Source organism: Paenibacillus sp. 4624, from assembly GCF_050435065.1.
Classification (GTDB): domain Bacteria; phylum Bacillota; class Bacilli; order Paenibacillales; family Paenibacillaceae; genus Paenibacillus; species Paenibacillus amylolyticus_D.
In genome coordinates, this window is record NZ_JBNDJR010000007.1 from 78,671 (window position 1) to 99,346 (window position 20,676).

At 44.7% G+C, this 20,676-nt stretch carries 22 protein-coding genes and 1 pseudogene; 21 read left to right on the top strand and 2 right to left on the bottom strand.

What is annotated here, in order from left to right; translation table 11 throughout:
- The first annotated feature begins 68 nt into the window (after positions 1–68).
- The 13 genes and pseudogenes from ABIE27_RS16890 to ABIE27_RS16950 all read left to right on the top strand — a co-directional run bounded on the left by ABIE27_RS16890 (position 69) and on the right by ABIE27_RS16950 (position 10,425).
- A complete protein-coding gene (locus tag ABIE27_RS16890; RefSeq protein WP_429351026.1) occupies positions 69–1,271 on the top strand; it encodes a glycoside hydrolase family 5 protein in 1,203 nt (400 codons plus the stop codon).
- Positions 1,272–1,490: 219 nt separating this feature from the next.
- Complete coding sequence (locus tag ABIE27_RS16895; RefSeq protein ID WP_123066717.1) at positions 1,491–2,030, top strand: GNAT family N-acetyltransferase; 540 nt, start codon at positions 1,491–1,493, stop codon at positions 2,028–2,030.
- A 234-nt stretch (positions 2,031–2,264) separates the two neighbouring features.
- The gene (locus ABIE27_RS16900; protein ID WP_429351027.1) at positions 2,265–2,540 is read left to right on the top strand and encodes a hypothetical protein; all 276 of its coding nucleotides are present in this window, start codon (positions 2,265–2,267) and stop codon (positions 2,538–2,540) included.
- A gap of 15 nt (positions 2,541–2,555) precedes the next feature.
- Complete coding sequence (locus tag ABIE27_RS16905) at positions 2,556–2,843, top strand: hypothetical protein (protein ID WP_429351028.1); 288 nt, start codon at positions 2,556–2,558, stop codon at positions 2,841–2,843.
- 13 nt (positions 2,844–2,856) lie between these two features.
- Positions 2,857–3,702 (top strand): aminoglycoside phosphotransferase family protein, encoded by an 846-nt coding sequence (locus ABIE27_RS16910; RefSeq protein WP_429351029.1) that lies wholly within the window; start codon positions 2,857–2,859, stop codon positions 3,700–3,702.
- A 76-nt stretch (positions 3,703–3,778) separates the two neighbouring features.
- Positions 3,779–4,258 carry a GyrI-like domain-containing protein gene (locus ABIE27_RS16915; RefSeq protein ID WP_429351030.1) on the top strand — a complete coding sequence of 160 codons (480 nt, stop codon included), beginning with the start codon at positions 3,779–3,781 and terminating at the stop codon, positions 4,256–4,258.
- A 53-nt stretch (positions 4,259–4,311) separates the two neighbouring features.
- Positions 4,312–4,800, top strand: a complete 489-nt coding sequence (locus ABIE27_RS16920; protein ID WP_429351031.1) for a hypothetical protein — start codon at positions 4,312–4,314, stop codon at positions 4,798–4,800.
- A 109-nt stretch (positions 4,801–4,909) separates the two neighbouring features.
- Positions 4,910–5,458: a glutathione peroxidase gene (locus ABIE27_RS16925; RefSeq protein ID WP_123066713.1), complete on the top strand. Its 549-nt coding sequence runs from the start codon at positions 4,910–4,912 to the stop codon at positions 5,456–5,458.
- A gap of 87 nt (positions 5,459–5,545) precedes the next feature.
- The gene (locus tag ABIE27_RS16930; protein WP_240037203.1) at positions 5,546–6,394 is read left to right on the top strand and encodes an AraC family transcriptional regulator; all 849 of its coding nucleotides are present in this window, start codon (positions 5,546–5,548) and stop codon (positions 6,392–6,394) included.
- A 247-nt stretch (positions 6,395–6,641) separates the two neighbouring features.
- Positions 6,642–6,887: a hypothetical protein gene (locus tag ABIE27_RS16935; RefSeq protein ID WP_429351032.1), complete on the top strand. Its 246-nt coding sequence runs from the start codon at positions 6,642–6,644 to the stop codon at positions 6,885–6,887.
- A 101-nt stretch (positions 6,888–6,988) separates the two neighbouring features.
- Positions 6,989–7,588 (top strand): nitroreductase family protein, encoded by a 600-nt coding sequence (locus ABIE27_RS16940; RefSeq protein ID WP_123066710.1) that lies wholly within the window; start codon positions 6,989–6,991, stop codon positions 7,586–7,588.
- Between the two features lie 94 nt (positions 7,589–7,682).
- Positions 7,683–9,326: an S-layer homology domain-containing protein gene (locus ABIE27_RS16945; RefSeq protein ID WP_429351033.1), complete on the top strand. Its 1,644-nt coding sequence runs from the start codon at positions 7,683–7,685 to the stop codon at positions 9,324–9,326.
- Between the two features lie 184 nt (positions 9,327–9,510).
- Positions 9,511–10,425 (top strand): annotated as a pseudogene (locus tag ABIE27_RS16950) (NAD(P)/FAD-dependent oxidoreductase).
- A gap of 145 nt (positions 10,426–10,570) precedes the next feature.
- Here the strand turns inward: ABIE27_RS16950 and ABIE27_RS16955 are convergent.
- Positions 10,571–10,780 carry a hypothetical protein gene (locus ABIE27_RS16955; RefSeq protein WP_123066708.1) on the bottom strand — a complete coding sequence of 70 codons (210 nt, stop codon included), beginning with the start codon at positions 10,778–10,780 and terminating at the stop codon, positions 10,571–10,573.
- Between the two features lie 221 nt (positions 10,781–11,001).
- Here ABIE27_RS16955 and ABIE27_RS16960 point away from each other — a divergent pair, with 221 nt between their 5' ends.
- The 4 genes from ABIE27_RS16960 (at position 11,002) to ABIE27_RS16975 (ending at position 13,838) form a co-directional block, all read left to right on the top strand.
- Positions 11,002–11,355 carry a DUF3243 domain-containing protein gene (locus tag ABIE27_RS16960; protein WP_123066707.1) on the top strand — a complete coding sequence of 118 codons (354 nt, stop codon included), beginning with the start codon at positions 11,002–11,004 and terminating at the stop codon, positions 11,353–11,355.
- 284 nt (positions 11,356–11,639) lie between these two features.
- Positions 11,640–12,206, top strand: coding sequence for a hypothetical protein (locus tag ABIE27_RS16965; RefSeq protein ID WP_123066706.1), 567 nt, complete (start codon positions 11,640–11,642; stop codon positions 12,204–12,206).
- A 170-nt stretch (positions 12,207–12,376) separates the two neighbouring features.
- Positions 12,377–13,234 (top strand): heme o synthase, encoded by an 858-nt coding sequence (cyoE, locus tag ABIE27_RS16970; protein WP_123066705.1) that lies wholly within the window; start codon positions 12,377–12,379, stop codon positions 13,232–13,234.
- Between the two features lie 121 nt (positions 13,235–13,355).
- Positions 13,356–13,838, top strand: coding sequence for a tetratricopeptide repeat protein (locus tag ABIE27_RS16975; protein WP_429351034.1), 483 nt, complete (start codon positions 13,356–13,358; stop codon positions 13,836–13,838).
- On the opposite strand, the gene ABIE27_RS16980 is transcribed toward ABIE27_RS16975, so the two are convergent.
- Positions 13,818–14,717, bottom strand: a complete 900-nt coding sequence (locus tag ABIE27_RS16980) for a LysR family transcriptional regulator (protein ID WP_123066703.1) — start codon at positions 14,715–14,717, stop codon at positions 13,818–13,820. The two genes, ABIE27_RS16975 and ABIE27_RS16980, sit on opposite strands and share 21 nt — an antisense overlap.
- A 183-nt stretch (positions 14,718–14,900) precedes the next feature.
- On the opposite strand from ABIE27_RS16980, the gene ABIE27_RS16985 reads away from it, so the two are divergent.
- From ABIE27_RS16985 to ABIE27_RS17000, 4 genes are all read left to right on the top strand, one after another.
- On the top strand, positions 14,901–15,812 hold the full coding sequence (locus ABIE27_RS16985; RefSeq protein ID WP_429351035.1) for a DMT family transporter: 912 nt from the start codon (positions 14,901–14,903) through the stop codon (positions 15,810–15,812).
- Positions 15,813–15,971: 159 nt separating this feature from the next.
- A complete protein-coding gene (locus ABIE27_RS16990; RefSeq protein WP_429351036.1) occupies positions 15,972–17,045 on the top strand; it encodes a LacI family DNA-binding transcriptional regulator in 1,074 nt (357 codons plus the stop codon).
- A gap of 256 nt (positions 17,046–17,301) precedes the next feature.
- Positions 17,302–19,851, top strand: a complete 2,550-nt coding sequence (locus tag ABIE27_RS16995) for a beta-mannosidase (RefSeq protein WP_429351037.1) — start codon at positions 17,302–17,304, stop codon at positions 19,849–19,851.
- A 205-nt stretch (positions 19,852–20,056) separates the two neighbouring features.
- Positions 20,057–20,575, top strand: coding sequence for a stalk domain-containing protein (locus ABIE27_RS17000; protein ID WP_429351038.1), 519 nt, complete (start codon positions 20,057–20,059; stop codon positions 20,573–20,575).
- The last annotated feature ends 101 nt before the right edge of the window (positions 20,576–20,676 follow it).

A 20,676-nucleotide genomic window follows, 5' to 3' on the forward strand; every position in this document is an offset into this window, starting at 1 on the left:
ACCATCCAGATGAATCACTAGAATAACTGCACTGCTTGTTCCAAATTAAAATAAGCGGAGGTATTGTTATGACGAAAACGTTTAAAAAAATTGGCATAGCCAGTTTGGCACTGCTTTTTATGGCCACAGCGGCGTTTGCGGGATGGGGCTCCAAGGCGGCTGCTGCTGACATGAGATCATTAACCGCTGCGCAGATTACTGCAGAGATGGGTGCAGGCTGGAATCTGGGTAATCAGTTGGAAGCTACCGTGAACGGTACACCGAATGAAACGTCATGGGGCAATCCAACGATCACACCTGAGCTGATCAAAAAGGTAAAAGCGGCAGGTTTCAAAACGATTCGTATTCCGGTTTCTTATCTGAACTATATTGGAAGCGCTCCCAATTATACAGTGAACGCATCTTGGCTTAATCGTATACAGCAAGTGGTTGACTATGCGTATAACGAAGGTTTATATGTAGTCATCAATATGCATGGAGACGGGTTCCACTCGATTCCGGGCTCGTGGTTACATGTGAACAGTGGAAATCAGAACGTCATTCGTGAGAAGTATCAAAAGGTATGGCAACAAGTTGCCACCAAGTTCAGCAATTATAATGAACGTCTTATTTTTGAATCCATGAATGAGGTGTTTGACGGAAATTACAACAATCCGAATACGTCTTATTATGGTAACTTAAACGCGTACAATCAGATTTTTGTGGATACTGTTCGTAAAACGGGTGGCAACAACAATGCAAGATGGTTGCTCGTTCCTGGTTGGAACACAAACATTGACTACACTGTGGGCAATTATGGTTTTGTCGTTCCAAGTGATAATTTCAGATCTTCCGCCATTCCAAGCTCTCAGAAGCGAATCATGATCTCGGCACACTATTACTCGCCATGGGATTTTGCTGGTGAAGAAAATGGAAACATTACGCAATGGGGAGCTACCGCGACGAATCCTTCCAAAAGATCGACATGGGGGCAGGAGGATTACTTGGAATCTCAGTTCAAGTCCATGTACGATAAATTTGTGACTCAAGGTTATCCAGTCGTTATGGGTGAGTTCGGTTCCATTGACAAATCTTCTTATGATTCCAGCAACAGTACCTATCGAGCGGTTTATGCCAAAGCCGTGACCGCCAAGGCAAAAAAATATAAAATGGTTCCAGTTTATTGGGACAACGGATTCAACGGCCAGCATGGATTCGCGCTGTTCAACCGATTTAACAATACTGTAACACAACAAAATATCATTAATGCTATCATGCAAGGCATGCAATAACTGATATTGTCAGAAGGAAGAATCCAGCGGCGTGTTTCTTATTACCAGGAACATGCCGTTTTAGTGTGTTTTCTCAAGCAAACGTAGTGCCAGTTCACTCGTAATTTCCCATGAATTTTTACACAAGCCGCAAGCAGAATTCATTAAATGCCACACAATCATGGTTATACTTAATTTTGCTTTGATCTAGCGAACTTGAAGGATTGGGTGGTAGACAGAATGTTGAAGAAGCGTGAGCTGCATGAATGTCAATCTCTGCACAGCTTGATGATGGATCCCGCAGTTTCCCCTTATGTTCGTTATGCATGTCAGTCGCAAGAGGAATTTATGTTTTTAACGAGGCAGTTAATCGCAGAAGAAGAACAGGGAACCGCCATAACACGCACGATTTTGAATGAGGTTGGAACTGCAATCGGAACCATTGATCTGTATCACATTGTCAACCAGACTGGATTTCTGGCAACGTGGATCGGTGCCCCTTATTTCGGACAAGGATACAGTCAAAGAGCCAAGTCCGCTTTTTTGACAGAACTGTTTCTTGAACAAGATATACAGACGGTTTTTATGAAAATACGCAAGCAAAATGTTCGCTCACGTAAAGCGGTAGAGAAACTGCCATACGTTACATTTTCCAACGACCTGTATCCAGAGGTTACGCAGGCCATTAATTCGGAGCAGTCCATATATGATTTGTACCATGTCGAACGTGCTACTTTTCTCGAAAGTCATATGGAATTGCACCATATTTTAGCTACGTAAGATGACTCGGGAGTGTAAAAGAGTATTCCAGGCGCCGTCAGAGATGACGGCGCTATTTGATATACAGGGAAACACGACCTTATGAAACTAGGTATAGCTTCATTCGTAGAAGCATAGGTGAAAACTGCTGGATTAAGAGCTATTGTATACCTCGTTAATAGCTTTATAGAAAATTCCTTTATGGAAGAACATGGATTATAATTGAAGTAAAGTCTATTGAAGGAGGTCGTTGTTTTGACAACGGAGGTATGGATTCCAATGGATGAGATCCAGGATCAGGAGCCGATCTGGGCAGGTACCAAAATTCGAATATATCAAGAGCAGCCTCTGGAATACTTGCTCTCATACATATATGGAAATTCGAATGAGCTTCAACTAACCTGCCTAACCCAAGGCGAGGCAGGTAATATCGGAGGCGTCATTGCTAAAGACCTGCCCAACCACTATGCACTGGCTCAAACGCTAAAGACCTTTTTGTCTGGAGTGTACAGTGAGATTTTTTTTGAATAAGAAGGGGGTTATATTTTGAATCAGATGAACAAGATTCTGGGTGTCGTATTAATGGTTGCGAGTGTGTTTATATCCACACTTGAACGAATGTCCATCCGATTATCAGCAGCATTGGTTGAGTCGGGAAGCGGATCGGAGCAAGGTTTGCGAGAAGTTACGCAGACGGTAGATGTACCCACGGGACTACTCGTATATTTCATGTTTTTTGTTGGATTCGTATTGCTGGTTGCCGGTTTCCCGGGGACCTACAAAAATAAAAACAAGAATAGACATCAATACGAGCGGCCAGAGAATTATCAATAGAGGAGGATTCAAGTTGTCTGAACTACCGGAGGAGAAGTTAACGGGTGGTAACGTGAATGAAGTTGTGCGCGTTGGAGATACAGTTCGCCGTAGTGCCCACCCGAATCGTTATGTACATAAACTGCTGTTGCATCTGGAAAAGGAAGGCTTCCATCAGGCGCCGAGATATCTTGGCATGGATGAGAAGGGTAGAGAAATGCTCTCTTACCTTGACGGAGACGTCCCGGGTAATGATTATCCGGAGATCGAAAGTTACATGTGGTCCGACGAGTCACTGATTGCCGTTGCCCGTTTATTAAGAGCCTACCACGATGCAACCGTAAATTTCACCACGGTAGAACAGTCTGATAACATTTATCCAGATATAGGTAGAGATGAACGCTCACATGAATCAGTAGATACAGATTCAAAGAATTCCGAAGTGGTCTGCCATAACGACTTTGCTTTATACAACATCGTTTTCAGACATGGTTTGCCGCAGGGTATTATTGATTTTGATCTGGCCTGTCCGGGGCCGCGTATGTGGGATATCGCCTACACTTTATACACGTGTGTACCCCTAGCCAATTTTTCACCCAAGCTTGAAGGCCAAGGAAAATCAGTTACCTTATATGATAGCGAAAAGCACGCAAAGGTTCGGAAAAAACGTATCGCAATGTTTATGAAAGCTTACGGGTTAAATGTGCCACCTAATCTTAAACATTGGGTGGTGTCCCGTATTCGCTTTATGTGCAAAACATTAGAGGATCGTGCAGCAGCAGGAGAGTTAGCCTTTGTGAAAATGGTCGAAGAAGGTCATCTGGCTCACTACGAGAGAGAAGTGATTTTTCTGGAGCAACATTGGCAAGAGTGGACATAGTTTTTGTCGTAACCTTTTCGGGTAAATGCAACGTTAAAACGGTTTGTATTCTATTTTTTCATTGGGGGAGAAAAAGATGGAAACGAAGATCGTTACATTGGCTGCATTTTATGTTGCAGGTTATCGTATTGAAGCTACGGTGGAAGAGTTTGAGGCAGGATTACGACAGAATCTTTATGATAAGTTAATAGAGAAGAGGGATCAGATCAAGCATCGGAAAAACGACCAGGTTCTCTTAATGCAGCTGTATCCGTCCTATGAGGATTTTAATGCCAAAGTAGATCCATTCGCACATGTATTATGCTATGAAGTAAACGAGCCGGAGGGCACGCCGCCTGGAATGATTATTCATCATGTGCCAGCTAGCTCATATATTACATGTACGCACAGAGGACTAGAATCCGACATAGGTGATACATATGACTATATTTATAGACAGTGGTTAGAAGATGCTGGATACACACCTGAGTGTTATGATTTTGAAATCTGGGATGAACGTTACCAGCCGCATAGTGTCAATAACGAGATCGATATTTATGTGGCTTTGCAATCTTAATTATCGAGTTTTCATCGTGTTAGATTATTGAGAAAGAAGATGAATTTAATAAAATGAAATTATTTGGCTTAGGCGGTTTCATATTTTTGATCTTTATATGTTCTTTTGTGGCCGTGTTGTTTCCTGCCTTTTTCCCCAATTGGGTCTTTCTACGTTTAATTTTTGTTGGCCTTTCAGCATTTTTTTTGGTTATAGGAATGTTTCACGGGATGAAATCGATTCAAAGGAAACTAAAACGGCTAACCGTTAAATTTTTATTTGTCATTCTCGGATTTGCATGTTTATGGTATGTTTCTCCTCAAGCTTTGGCTGGTGTTCTGGATCTTGGTTCGTATTACAAAAAAGAGTATGTTACGGTATCAGGCAGGCCAGACTACGTGGGGTCTATGAGCGTTAGGAAAATAAGAGAACAGACTATTGAAATAAATGGACTGGAACTGATTAATACAAGGAAGATTGATTTGGATGATCGATACAAAAAAATGGAGATCAGGATGTTGCCCCGTTCAAAGTATGTGATTAGCATTAAAATTTTGGAGTAAATGGGGGACTCTCCACCTTTCTCAATACAACCTGACTGACTTCGTATATAATGAGAGATGACTCTATAAAGCAACGAACTACATACTATTGCGAGGTGCACTTCGACTTATGCCAACGATCTATGATTTCACTGTGACGAGAACGAGTGGAGAGCGTTTCCCGCTCTTTCAATATGAAGGAAAGCCTGTACTGATTGTGAACACGGCAAGCAAATGTAAATATACACATCAATTTGATGACATTCAGAAGTTATATGATGAGTACAAGGATCAGGGGTTGCAGGTCATTGGATTCCCGTGCAACCAGTTTGCGGAGCAGGAACCGGGTAGCAGTGCGGAAGCCGAGTCTTTCTGTCAGATCAACTACGGGGTGAAATTTCCGATGTTTGCGAAACTGGATGTGAACGGAGAGGAAGCGCATCCGCTGTACGACTTTTTGAAAAAGTCAGGTCCGTTCGCCGGCTTTGACGAGAACGATATTCAGGCCAAACTGCTCAAGCTGATGGTTGCAGACAAAGCACCAGAGTGGCTGCACGGCGATGCGATCAAATGGAATTTCACCAAATTCCTGATTGATGCAGAAGGTCAAGTCGTTCGGCGCTTCGAGCCGGTGGATTCCATGGACGAGATCAAAGCAAGTATCCGAGAGTTGTTATAAAAGGTTAGCTTAATATTAGCGGGGCAACCAAGCATAACGTTGTATCCCGCTTTCTTTTTTTGCACAGGAGGTGATGACGTGCCAAGCATGATGCAGTTTAATGCCCCACTGGCGTATACGTATAAAGCCACGAGTCAGTTTGACCCGGGTAACTCGGACGGTTTCCATTCGCATCCGCACTATGAGATTTATTATTTTCATGAAGGTGAATGCACCTATATTATTGGGGATCGGGTATATGCTCTGGAGCCGGGGGATCTGGTGTTAATGCATGGACTGACCTTGCATCGGCCGCATCCCAAAGTCGGTAAACCGTATGTTCGGACTACGCTTCATTTCGACCCTTCTGCCATTCGTAAAAGCCTGCACCCCGAGCGCATCCATGAAGTGCTGAAGCCGTTCGATGAGCTGGGCAATTGCCGGGTGAACCTCACCGGTGAGATTCGCACAGAATTTGAAGCACTGCTGCATGATCTGCACCAGTTATCTTCTCACTCGTCCAGATTCAGACAGGAGCGTATGCATATCCGTGTGTGTGACCTGTTATATTGTGTAGCAGAGATCTGTCAGGGACATGTGCAGGAACAGCGTTCTTCATCGGAAAAAGAAAGACATGTCCAGCATATCATCCGATATGTGGATACGAATTACATGCATGACATCGGTCTGGATGATCTCGCTCAGGAACTACATCTGTCCAAGCCGTATTTGGCAGGTATGTTCAAGGAGATGACGGGGCTGACCATATTTAAGTACTTATATGATCGGCGTATTAATCAAGCGAAGCTGCTGTTTCAGTTTCAGCCCGAGATGAGTGTGACGGAGGCCAGTCGATTGTCTGGTTTTAAAAGGCTGTCTCATTTTAGCCGAATATTTAAACAAAGCGTGGGCTGTTCGCCTGATCTGTATCGAAGTCAGTTGCATCGGCAGCTGTAGGACTGATAGGGAAGTTAAAACGAAGTTTATCGCTTATATTAGAGTAAACGAAGAATAATTGTATGTCATATGTAGAAGCCGACCCGCAGATTCATCGCGGCCGGCTTCTTTGGCTTTTCTTTTTATTACATTTGAACAAATAGCGACCAAGGATCAGCACACTTCACGTAACGAAGATGTTTAGAATTCCATGCGAACAGGTAAAGAAAGGTAATGAGGAGAAGACGATTATAGGAGGCGAAAAGGGATGGAAAAGGACACACCGAAACAGCTGCGGGAAAAAGGTACACAGGATAAGATGCAAAATCACCCGGAGCAAAATAAGACGGAACACGAAAGCATGCTGGATCGATACGAGCAAGAACAAACGGTTGACCCGATTCCTATGCAAGATTTGAATATGGAAGCGCAGGAGGAAAAGAATAAGGATCAGACGAAAAGTAATTCGTCTACAGAAGAGAAGTACCGGGCAGACTATCGTAAGAGGCATTGAAAAATTTATGAAAATAAAATAGTTTATTGACTAATGTATGTTACTATATTATAGTTACCTTGTTGGCAATGAACTACAAATGACTTAGGAGGCGTATACGAATGTCTACTTTTTTTGATGCGTTGAAGAACAGAAGATCTTATTATGGAATCAGCAAGGAATCCACAATCTCGGATGCGAAAATTCAGGAAATCGTCGAAGAAGCGGTAAAGTATACACCAACTGCATTTAATTCACAGACATCCCGGGCGGTTGTATTGCTTGGTGAACAGCATGATCAATTATGGAACCACACGGAAGAAATTTTGCGTGAAGTTGTGGGCAACGAAGAGGCATTCCAATCCACAGCTGAGAAAATGGCAGGTTTCCGCAGCGGCTACGGTACGGTTCTGTTTTTCGAAGACAACAATGTGGTAGCACAGCTTCAGCAAAACTTTGCTGCTTATGCAGATAACTTCCCGATCTGGTCTAACCAATCTAACGGTATGCTGCAACTGGTCATCTGGACTGCGCTGGAGCAAGAGGGACTGGGAGCATCCCTGCAGCACTACAATCCACTGATTGATGAAAAAGTAAAGCAAGAATGGAATATTCCAGAGCACTGGAGACTGATCGCTCAGATGCCATTTGGTAAACCAACTGCAACACCAGGGGAGAAAGAGTTCCAGCCGATCGAAGAGCGCGTTAAAGTACACAAGTAATTCTTGAACATTACCAATATTTAACCACATACGGCCTCGCTTCAATTTGATACGATAATGAAGATCGTAATCTATTGAAGTGAGGCTTTTTAATGTGAAAATAGTAAATGATAATAGAGCTTTTCGAACCTTTCATTCCGTGTGGAAAATCGTGTTGAGCAGTGCCATTTTATTCAGTTCAGTGGTTGGAAATGGGAGCTTCGTTAACGGAGCGGGGAGCCAGCAACCTACCTTTCAGGATACAAGCAAAAGCTACGCAAGAGAAGCCATTACGCGATTGGTACAGAAAGGGATTGTGGCAGGAACAACGGAGCACACGTTTGAACCGAAAAAGGCGGTCACACGTGCTGAATTTGCATCATTTGCGGTACGCTTGCTCGGACTAAAGCCAGTTTCAAACAATATTAAACCTTTTGCAGATATTTCTGCGAAAGCTTGGTATTACGGCAATGTGGCTGCGATGACTAATCTATCCATTCTGGAGGGTAAAGGCCAGAACCAGTTTCAGCCGAATGCTTCCATCACACGGGAAGAGGCAGCTGCTTTGCTTGTTCGTATGCTGAAACAGCGCCCTGTGGCAAGCGATAGTATATACAATACATATGCAGACGCGGCGGATATCTCAAGCTGGGCTCTTCCATATGTACAGAAGGTTCATCAGCTTGGATTGATGCGCGGAAGCAACGGCATGTTCCGGCCAGCTGACCAAGTTACACGGGAAGAGGCTGCGGTGATGCTGGACGCGATCCTGCAGAATTACACATGGGCCACACAAATCCAGCGGAAGCAGGATCATGGGATTCAACTGGGGTGGCAGTACAATTCATCGACAGCAGCATTTATAAAACAAGTGGAGCAATCGCCTGTTAACACCGTCGTTCCGCGTTGGTTTTTCCTGAATCAAGATATGAACGTTTCGGATCATACCAATACTACATTGATCTCTTGGGCATCTGCTTCAGGCAGAGCGCTTTGGCCTATGCTTGGTAACCGTTCCAATAAAGAGATGACGCATCAGATGTTGTCCAGTTCAGCGAACCGGGAAGCGGTTGTCAGTCAAGTGAGTGTTTATGTTAAAAAGTATAAATTCGGCGGCATTAATGTGGATTTTGAAAATGTAGATCCTGTCGATCGCGAAGGCTTTACCGCGTTTGTGACTTCGCTAACGAAATCCTTGCACGCTCTTGGCGCTGTTGTATCGGTCGATGTATCTCCCAATCTCGGTTCAGATTGGACGGCAGCCTTTGACTACGTCAAGCTTGGCGCGATCTCAGATTATATGGTGCTTATGAGTTATGAAGAGCATTGGAGCGGTGACCTCAAGCCAGGTTCGGTAGCTTCCCTTCCATGGGTGAATCGAGCGCTGACAACGATGCTCTCCGAGGTAGATCGGTCCAAGACCATTCTGGCGCTTCCGTTGTATACGAGGGACTGGTCTACCGTGAATCCTGCATCAGCTTCCTGGGACATTACACTGGGCGAGCAAGGAGTCCGGGCAGCGGCATCAGGTTCTCTAAGAAACTGGGATAAACAGTTGAATCAGTATATGATTAAATACACGTCTAACTCGGTGGCAAGAGCGATCTGGGCGGAAGATAGCCGCTCTTTATCAGCCAAAGTGCAGATGAGTACTCAACGAAGCATTGCAGGACTGGCTTACTGGTATATGGGCGGCGAAACTGCGGATGTATGGAATGCCATCACCAATGCCATGCGCTTCGAATCGTATCAGTTCTAACACACGAAGACCTAAACCATTCGTCTGAAACCGGAGGTTTGGGTCTTTTATTTTTGGTTTAAGCTATGGAATAAGTCAGGCCGTTTAAGCCTGTTTGTACGGTTTAATGTATAGAAGGACAAGAATCGTCTTGAAAAATATAAAGTTAAAAAGAGAGAGTATTGGATATTCAGGAGGGAATAACATGCGAGAGATGGATTGTATTATTGTGGGCGGAGGGATTGCAGGGCTTCAGGCGGCCATCCAGCTAGGACGTTATTCATCGCATCAAGTACTGGTAGTCGATGCTGGGGAGGGCAGATCAACGTTGTGCCGAACCTATCATAACATTCTCGGTTACCCGGATGGGGTGTAGGGCAAAGAATTACGGGCCATTGGCAGGATGCAGGCTGAGCAGACGGGCGTTTTGTTTGAAAAGGATCGAATTATAGAAGCTGTGCGTGTGCATGAGGACAAGATTAGGCTTAAAGGGTCTTCTGGAACTCTGTATCAGGCCAAAACAGTGCTGCTGGCAACCGGGTTGTCGGATCGAATACCTGATATTCCGGGACTTAAATCTACGCTCGGCAGAACCGTGTATGTATGCCCTGATTGTGATGGTTATGAGATTCAAGGGAAGCGAACGATCCTGCTGGGAGCTGGTGAAGCTGGAGCGAATATGGCCATGACATTAATTGAGCGTACTGACGATCTCTTATATATCAACCACGAGCAGACCGCTATCTCTGCTGACCTTCATCGTCAAATGAAACAAGCAGGAGTTCGTTATCTCGAAGCAGCGGTACAGGAAGTACAGCAGATGGGGGACGGTCATATTACAGGTGTCTTAACCGAAGATGGACAGATTTTCGAATCGGAACGTGGATTTATCGCGTTTGGCGGAAACCGGGTTCACTATGAGTTAGCTGAGCAGCTCGGGGCCGTCATTGCAGACAATAAACATGTAGAAGCGAATCCTCGTAGTATGCAGGCGGCTCCTCACGTGTGGATTGCTGGAGATCTTGGACTTCATGCCGAGCAAGCGACTGTTGCTATGGGCGAGGGCGCGATCGCGGCGATATGGATTCACAAAGCGTTACAGAAAATAGCTAAAGGTTAATCGGTATATTATAAAAAAATTACAAAAAAACAAGTCCTCTCTTTTCCTGTCGGTTGAAGAGGACTTGTTTTCATGCTTTTCTTCTTTTGAGGATAGTGAGAAGCAAAAGCAGAATCTGTTCTGACGAATACTGGAGTGCGAATGCTTATTTATCCAGTTCATTTGTTGCATTTTTATTGGAAGAATGATCATGTCCTCTATGGGTGAAGTCTTTGCGAATGTTATCTACAATGTCTCCGACGACTCCTTCAATCATGTCCGTAGGACCTGGATTTCTTTTGTCTGGTTCAATGACGGTATTTACGCCAGGCTTGAGTTCATCGTTTGTTTTGTCATGTTTAGGCTTGTCATTCATGAGATCTCCTCCTTAAACTCGGTAATAATCAATGTTTACTAACATAACCAAACATCTACATGTATATGTAAAACGTTTAACCCAACTACCATTTTTGAAACGGCTGATTAAACTTCAGCGAGACGTTTATATTATAAATGACCATGGTTGTGAAGCTTATTGCAAGCTCAACATAAGTCACAAAAATGAATAATGCAATTAAACTAAAGGAGGTAATAAGTATGAATGAACAAAATCATGTGATCCACAAAGACGGACAGGTTTCCACAGATCAGGTAGACAACGCAATTGAAAAGATTGCACCGGAGGAAAGAGACCACATTTTACAAAATTTTGATGCATTCAAAGAATACCTCGGTAAACGGATTGCCATGGGCGAATCCATCGGTTTAAGTGAAGAACAAATGGCTAAAATTGCACAAAAAGTAGCAGATCATCTGGCAGCTAACGAAGAACCACGCAACCGGGAAGAGAAACTCTTACAGGAACTCTGGAACGTAGGTAAAGAAGAGGAACGTCATATGCTGGCTCATATGCTTGTTCGTTTGGCGCAAGACACCAGAACGAGCCATTAAAGAAGTTTAGGCATAAATGGACTGTACAAGCATAGATTAATATAGATGCAGGAGAAACCCCGAATGCAGCTGATTTGGGGTTTCTCTATGTGAAGCGGTGGACAAGCTCAGTAGTAATGACGTGAATTGTAACTATTTTTAATCTGGCTGATACTTTTCAGAAAGTGTTATGAAGTATGATGAGTACAACATAAACGAATCGTTAATGTTTGGCGTGTCCGTTTGAGAAGAAAAGCTTTCGTTTAATAATTAAAGAGACGTTTGAAATAAGGAGAGATGCTGGCATGAAAAACGCGGCGAAACAATGGAGATATCGGATGATCGGTGCAGCAGTGGCTTTACTTGGCATCATCGTGCTGACTACATATTTGCTTACCCCTGCGAATGCAGAGGAGCGTACCAATGTTCAGTCACCTTCTGCTAATAAGGCCCAGTTGGCCAATTCCGAAGTGTATACGGCTTATATTGACGGGATGCGTGTAGAAGACGGAAAATTAATGTTGACTGTAGATAAAATCGGCTGGTATCAAGGTGAGGAAGCAGATGCCATTTTCAAGCAACGAAATCCGGATGCGGGCATGGACGAAGCACCTGACGGTTACTATATTGTTAATGATAACAAAGAACAAGAGCAGGTTGAGGTCAAAGCTGACGCCAACGTTCTGATGCAACTGTATGACCGTGATGGTACGGTTCAAGGGGCAGATATTCAGTGGAATGAACCCGTGAGCTTGACCAAGTTTGAATCGCTGTATGGGGATAAACGAATGTTGGATCTGTCTGTGTTCCCTTACCACCTGACGATTCAAGATGGAAAAGTAATTAAAATTGTACAACAGTACATTCCGTAACGGGATAAAAAATATAAATAAAATTTAAACGACAGAAGGCATTCTTTCCGTTCAATTAAACGGTGAAGAATGCTTTTTGTTATGACAAATGGTTGAAAGCGATTGTAATTCGTTGGTGGTACATGTATCATTATAGGAATGGCGTTTTTACATCATTCAGGAGGCTTCTGATGCTTAAAGACATGATTGCATTAACCAAGCCCGGACTGTTAAGGTTGAATGTATTTGCGGTTGCCGTCGGTTTCTGGGTTGCTTCACAATGGGATATCGCATGGATATCTCTGCTTATGGTCGTGATTGGTTCAACGCTCGTGATTGCTTCGGCTTGTGTCATCAATAATTATTGGGATCGTGAGCTGGATCAAAAGATGGAACGAACGAAAAAAAGGATGGATTACATTAATCATCTAAAACCAGGATTTGTTCTTGGTTACGGCTTGGTGCTTGGAGTCGCTGGCTTAGCAATATTGTTTCTACTGGTGAATCCGTTATCCGGCTGGATGGCTTTGCTCGGTTGGTTTGCGTATATCGTGATCTATACGATATGGCTAAAACGTACATCGACATGGAGTACATCGCTGGGGGGGATTGCAGGGGCGATGCCACCTGTCATTGGGTATACCGCCGTAACGAATGAAATCGATGCAGGAGCTTGGCTGTTGTTTGCACTGTTATTTTTGTGGCAGCCCCCACATTTCTGGTCGCTGGGTATTCGCCGTGTGGAAGAGTATCGTGCTGCTGGCTTTCCACTCTTACCAGTTGTCAAAGGTGTGAAACGTACCAAGCTACAGATGATTCCTTATGTTTTTCTACTGATTCCTGCTGTATTCCTGTTGTATTATTTTGATTACGTTGGGCTGGTATTTCTGATTATATCTCTGATTAGCAGCTTGATCTGGTTTGTACATACACTTGGCGGATTGAAAACACAGGATGATGAGAAGTGGGCAAAGGTCAACTTTTTGATCTCGGTCAATTATTTGATGCTCATATTCATCTTGATGGTAGTGAATACAACTTGGTCTTAAGTAGTGTAGAGTAGGGATTCCCTCAGAGAGCACATTTTGGAATAAAACGGACAACCTCGTTGTTGGTATTATTACAAGATGTGCTTGTTTATTATTAATTGTTATTGGATGTGACAACAACATGAATGATTTGCAACAAGCGATTTGCCTGCGACAGGAAGGCAAAGTGCGGGAGGCAATTGACTTGCTGCACCAAATTACGGAGTTTGATCCGGAAAATGGGGAAGGCTGGTATCAACTCGCATGGGCACATGATTCGCTAGGCCTGGAACGTGAGGCTGTGCCTTATTATGAAAAAGCACTGCAACTGGAGCTATCGGCAGAAGCTCGGGCTGGTGCAATTCTTGGACTGGGGAGTACCTATCGTACGCTTGGACAATACGAGCAGGCCAAAACATGGCTGCTTGCAGGAATATCGGAATTTCCCGAGCACCGGGAGTTTGAAGTATTCTATGCTATGGTGCTCTACAATCTCGGCGAACACGCAGAGGCAATGCAACGGCTGCTTGTTCAACTCGCGGATACTTCTGGAGATTCGCGGATAATGGACTACAGCCGGGCGATACGCTACTATGCAGATCAGCTAGATCGGGTCTGGGAATAATATTGAATTGTTTGAAATGAGCCATTGCTGAACATCTTCGATAAAACGACGTGCGGCTGGCGAAAGGTTCCGAAGGGAAGCACAAGCTAAACCGATCATTCGGTAAGGGTCACCTGCAATTGGCACGAGCGCGAGTGATTCCGTATGATTTTGCAGCACCATCTCGGGAAGAAGACTGATGCCAAGTCCGTTACGTACCATGGCCATAATAGCCTGATCCTCGGCTACCTCATATACAACATTTAATTTGGCAGCATGCTGGCGAATCAAACGTTCAATTTCGTTGTCACCGCCCCATTTGGGAAGAATGAAAGGCTGCTCTAGCAAAACGTCAAAAGATACAGATTTCTCTGAAGCCAGAGCATGATCCAGAGGCAGGATGCACATGATCCTGTCTTTTTGCAATGTGATGGTTTCGAACGGCGACGAGTCGCCAAGAGACAAGAATCCAAGGTCGATGGCACCGCTGGCAAGCCAGTTCTCAATCTCGGCATAGTCACCTTCCCACAGTTTAATCTCAATTCCGGGGTGGCGAAGCCTGAACTGCTTGAGAATACCCGGAAGCCACTGGGTTGATACACTAGCAAATGTCCCGATTCGTACCGTGCCAATCTCGGCACCGCGAATTAGGGAGATTTCCTGGTTCATTAGTTCGGCCCAGCGGATGATTTCACGAGTATAACCGAGAATGCGCTCACCTTCCGCGGTGACTCGAACACCCGAGCGGCTGCGATGCAGCAAGGAGAAACCATATTCGCTTTCCAGGCTGGCGATGGCATGGCTGACGGCGGATTGTGTAATATTTAGGGCCTCGGATGCTTTGGTCAGACTGCCATATTCGACAACCGTATTTAGAATTTCGTATTTAATCAGTGACATTGGATAATAACATCCTTCCAAGTTAAGCATACATTCCTATACATGAGTTTGTTTCATAATAACTATTATAAATATTCATTTTTATAATGCAAAGAGATCGTTTATACTTGCCAAGGCGAGTTAGTTTAGTACATATATACAACGTAGCTCAGACTATTATAGAAGAATGAAGGTAGAAGTTAGATGAATGGCTTACAGGGAAATCAGATTCAGGCATCGCGAAGAGCGGATGTACAGATGTTGCTTGCAACCGTTATTTGGGGTTCTTCTTATCTGTTTATGAAATCGGGACTAGCTTCAATGCAAGAACTAAATTTAATTGCTTTGCGATTTGGAATCGCCTTTGTAGCGGCAGGGCTGCTCTTTCACCGCCGTTTGAGAAGTGTAGATCGTGGTACGTTGCTTGCTGGAGGCGTGCTGGGTACAGCGTTGTTTGCTGCGTTTGTATTCATTACCTATGGGGTACAGCGAACGACAGCGTCTCAGGCGGGATTTTTAATCAGTTTGGCCGTCATTTTTGTGCCAATATTAACGACAGTCTTGCGCCGGCGCTTGCCGGACAAACGTCTAAGTGTCAGTATTGTGGTCGCAGTAGCAGGGCTCGGATTATTAACGCTTCAACATGAAATGAGCCTGCATCTCGGGGATTTGTTATGTATTCTGGCGGCATTGGTTTATGCCGTTTATATTATGATCGCAGGTAAATATATACCGAATCATGATCCGCTTACACTCGGAATCGTTCAACTTGGTGTAGCAGCTCTGTTAGGGACCGTTGCTACATTTGTGTTTGAAACACCGCAGTTGCCAGATACGCCGGAATCGTGGGCCTCGATCCTGGGACTCGGAGTATTATGCAGTGGGCTTGGTTATATTTTGCAAACTTTTGCTCAGCGCCACGCTTCTCCTACGAGAACGAGCCTGATCTTTTCGCTGGAGCCGCTGTTTGCCGCAGCGTTTGCTTTTATTTTTCAGGGAGAGTCCCTTACGTTGCAAGGATACTGTGGAGCGGCATTGATGCTGGCTGGCGTATTGATTACGGAGATCAAACTGCCGCTGCATGTGTTCAGACGCAGAAAGCGCCCGGCATTATAGTGTTAAGTGATTCTGTTTGTCCATCCAAACATGTTTAGTTGAAGACATTCGCCCATAGATAAACGCTAGATAAACGAAGTTACAGGTTATTCCGTCTAACTCCGTTCTAACCTAACAAACCCCGAATGAACAAAACATGTTTTGTTCATTCGGGGTTTTATGCTACACTGGATGAAAAATCAGGAAAATCGGGTGAGCAAGATGGGCAAAAGAGTGACCATGCAGCAGATCGCAGATGCTGCAGGAGTATCCAAGTTTGCAGTTTCCCGTGCATTGACGGGCAAGCCTGGGGTTAGTGAGCATACGCGCGAGATGATTGTCAGAACCGCAGGGCAACTGGGTTATTTTAAAATAGAGCCAAAATATAATGCAGTTGATTCTCTTACATCATCCGGCAGCACAGCGGGGAAGAAAAACGAAGGTACTATATTGATTTTGTTTCCGAATATACGCTCTCAAAATCGTTCTTCCTTGTATTGGGGGCCTGTATTCGACGGGATTTCAGCGCGTTTGAATGAGCAGGGCATGGATATTTTGACGCTGACGGAGCCTTCTTCCGATCATATGTTTTCGGTTCTCAATCCTGATGCCATTCGGGGTGTCATTACGGTAGGCACGATCTCAACGCCAGTTCTGCTCGAAATATATCGCTTACGCATTCCGCTCGTCATGGTGGATCACGAGGATTCGGCAATACACACGGATACTGTATTTACTGACAATGTGAAAGGCATGAAAGAGTTAGTTCTTATGCTCGCAGCAAAGGGATATAAACGGTTCCAGTTTGCTGGACAGCTGCCCGATGCGGTTAGTTTCAGGGAACGGTGGCTAGGGTACCGGATGGGACTTGAAGAAATGCAGTTACAGGCAGATCAGCATGTGGGGCTGTTGGTGCAGGAGTATGAGGAGATGCAACAGGCGGTCAGAGAGCTGAAGCTCGAAGATTTTCCAGAGGTAATCGTCTGCGCGAATGACCACACGGCATTTATTATCATTGAGGCTTTGCGAAGTCGCGGCGTTCAGGTGCCCGAACAGTGCGCGGTAACAGGATTTGATAATACGCGGACAGATGATCCTATTATGGCTACGGCGCATATTCATAAAGAACATCTAGGAGCACGTGCTGTAGATCAGCTGTTATGGCGCATCAGCAATCCGAAAGTTCCATATGAGCGCAAGCTGATTAATGCGGACATTATTATGCGGGATGAATATCATTCGTTTCGGGCATAGCCCGGTGCAGTTTTTAGTTTGCCGGCCTTCTTAGGAGGATGGAAACAAAAGAGAAGGAACAGACATGAACAGACATGGAGGAGTAAATCTCTATGTCTTTTTTGGTGATTGGAGAGATGATCAGAACAATTAAATTTACCAAATGCATTGACTGTTATACGGCTAACATGTTAATTTTGTTTTGTGAATTGTTTGCTTTTATAATAACAAAACCTAACAAAATACGTTGGTTACTATAACAACTTGGGAGGCTGTCATGAGCACAAACCTATCGCAACGATTTGAAAACTGGACGTTCAAGGCTAGTGAAGATCAGGAATGGATGCCGGCTCAGGTGCCTGGATGCGTACATACCGATCTGCTGAGATTAGGCAAGATTCCTGACCCGTTTTACGGGACAAATGAGAAGGAAGTGCAGTGGATCGACAAGAAGGACTGGGAGTACCGTACAACGTTCGATATTGAACCTTCCTTATACACGCAGGAGCATATTGAACTTGTTTTTGACGGACTGGATACGTATGCGGATGTATATGTGAATGACACACATGTGTTGTCTGCGGATAACATGTTTCGAGTATGGAAGGCAGATGTAAAAGCATTAGTGAAGGAACAGGAGAACATGCTTCGCATTCATTTTCGTTCTCCCATTCAGGAGGATTTGCCGAAGCTGGAGAAGCTGGGATATGCCTTGCCTGCATCCAATGACCAATCCGATGTGGGCGGTCTCGGGGATAAACGAGTAAGTATCTTTGCGCGCAAAGCGCCATATCACTACGGCTGGGATTGGGGTCCGCGTTTTGTCACCAGTGGCATCTGGCGTGAAGTTAGGCTTGAGGGATGGGCAGATGTGAAAATTCATGATCTATTTATCCGGCAAAATAAAGTAAATGCCACATCGGCACAAGTCACCGCCGTGGTAGAAGTGGAAACTTCACAGCCTGTAGATACCGTTATACGCATAGGCGCGGATGGCCAGCGCTGGGAGAAGGACGTGTCTTTGCAAGCTGGTTCCCATACGATAGAGGTTCCCATCTTGATTCAAAATCCGAAACTTTGGTGGAGTCGTGGATTGGGTGAAGCGTATCGATATACGTTTGCTGCCGAAGTACTTCAAGGTGAGCGTTCTGTCGCATCGTGCGAGGTCAAGACAGGACTTCGATCCATTCGTCTTGTTCGTGATCCGGACGAAGCCGGGGCTTCCTTTTATTTTGAACTGAACGGAGTTGCGGTGTTCGCCAAGGGAGCCAACCACATTCCAAATGATAGTTTTATCACTGAAGTGACACGGGAACGGTACATGCATGAGATCATATCGGCAGCTGACTCCAACATGAATATGCTGCGTGTATGGGGCGGTGGCTTTTACGAAGAGGATGTGTTCTACGATCTGTGTGATGAATACGGTATCATGGTGTGGCAGGATTTTATGTTTGCGTGCAGTATGTACCCGGGTGACGAAGCGTTCCTGAACAGTGTCCGATATGAAGCGATAGACAATGTGAAACGTCTGCGCAATCATCCGAGTATTGTTCTGTGGTGCGGCAACAATGAGATTGATTCGGCTTGGGCGCATTATATTGAACATGGTGGATGGGGCTGGAAAAAAGATTACAATGCCGAACAGCGCGAACGCATCTGGGCGGATTATGAAGCGATTTTCCATGACCTTTTACCAGAAGTGGTCGAAGCGTATGCACCTGGCATCGACTACTGGCCTTCTTCCCCGATTGTATCGCTGACAGGGGATGAAAAACAGCACGCCCATCCGTCTACGTCGGAAGGAGACATCCATTACTGGGGTGTGTGGCACAATGTTGAGCCTTTTGAGAATTACAATACTTATGTAGGCCGTTTTATGAGTGAGTATGGATTCCAGTCGTTCCCGGAATACAAATCGGTACGCACGTATGCCGAGGAAGAAGACTTGGCCTTGGAGTCAGAGGTCATGCTTGCACATCAGAAGAACGGTGCGGGTAATCGGCTGATCAAGCAGTATATGGATATGTATATGCATGAACCGAAGGATTTCCCATCCTTCCTATATATGAGTCAGGTCCTTCAAGCGGAAGCGATGAAAACCGCAATTGAAGCCCATCGCCGCCGTAAACCGTACTGTATGGGCACGCTCTACTGGCAGATGAATGACTGCTGGCCTGTCGCTTCGTGGGCAGGGATGGACTATCTTGGTCGCTGGAAGGCATTGCAATATTACGCGAAGCGCAGTTTCAACGATGTATTGGTTTCCGTGGATGGTACCAAAGAAGACGTCACGGATATCTATGTGATTTCCGATCAACTTAAACCTGTGGAGGGGCAGCTCCAAATTCAATTGATTGGATTCGATGGCACGGTGCACCGGGATGAGACACTTGAAGTAAGCGTGGCAGCCAATTCAGGCGAGAAGTTGTTGTCTTTGCGCAATACAGACTGGCTTGAAGGACATGATGCTGCGACGACGCTCCTGCGACTCGCTCTCCATCAAGAGGGAGTAACAGACATTGTCCAGGAGCATTACTTCGTGCCTGCCAAAGAGCTTGCGCTTCAGCCTGCGAGCATCAAAGTCAGCGGAGGAGCCGATGAGGATGGTGTGTATCTAGTGCTGGAAAGTGACGTTCTTGCCAAGCAGGTGTGGATGTCTTCGGAAGTTGAAGGGGTCTTCTCGGATAACTTCTTTGATCTGATTCCCGGGTTTCCGGTAAAGGTGAAGTTCACCTCCAGAGAAGGGTTGCAGCAAGCAGACGTCATTTCGAATCCAGGAGCGGCCCAGGTTCGATCCATGGCTGACTTTATTCGTGTGAACTGAATGTGAGGCAAGTAGAAAATAAGACGTAGCAACGAATGAAACGGTTGAAGTCTCTCGCAAAGAGGGATTTCAACCGTTTTTTATATCAGGATGATACCAATATTTACATCGTAATGATTTCGTAATATTTTGCTTAGAGAATCGTAAGTTGTTTTCCTTATTGTAGTCCATGCAAGCAACTAAACCATGGAGAGTGATAACAATGATGAAAACAAGCAAAAGCAAAAAAATGATTGCAGCAGCGGTGTTGATGATGTCTTTGACCTTTTCGGGATTAGCAAGCGCAAGTACAGCAGAGATGAAAATGATTAAAAAAGATGGTATGGAGCTTGCTCAATTGAGACAGGCGGCAAAAATGTACGGTTACAGCATTATGTGGGACAGCAAAGACCGCTCGGTAACGTTAATGTATATGGAAAAAATGCACGACACGATGATGAAAGATGATATGACAATGAAAGACGATATGAAAATGAAAAATGACATGATGATGGACGATGATATGATGAAGCAAGATGACACAACGATGGCTGATAACACGATGATGGAAGATGTTATAATGCCTGCGGCTAAAACCATTAAAGTGTGGGTTGGTTCTAAAAAAATGATGGTAGACGGCATGCAGGTTAGCTTGAAATCGATGCCTACGATCCATGAGGGCAACACCTATGTGGCGAATACGGTCATTTCAAAATACATGATGCCGATGAAGGCTATGAAGTGAAGGTGACGAAGTAAACGTAAAGAATTGTAAGTAAAGCAGATCAATAATACTGAAACATGGTCCTTGCCCTGTGATATGATGAGGCCAGATGCTTGTTTTGA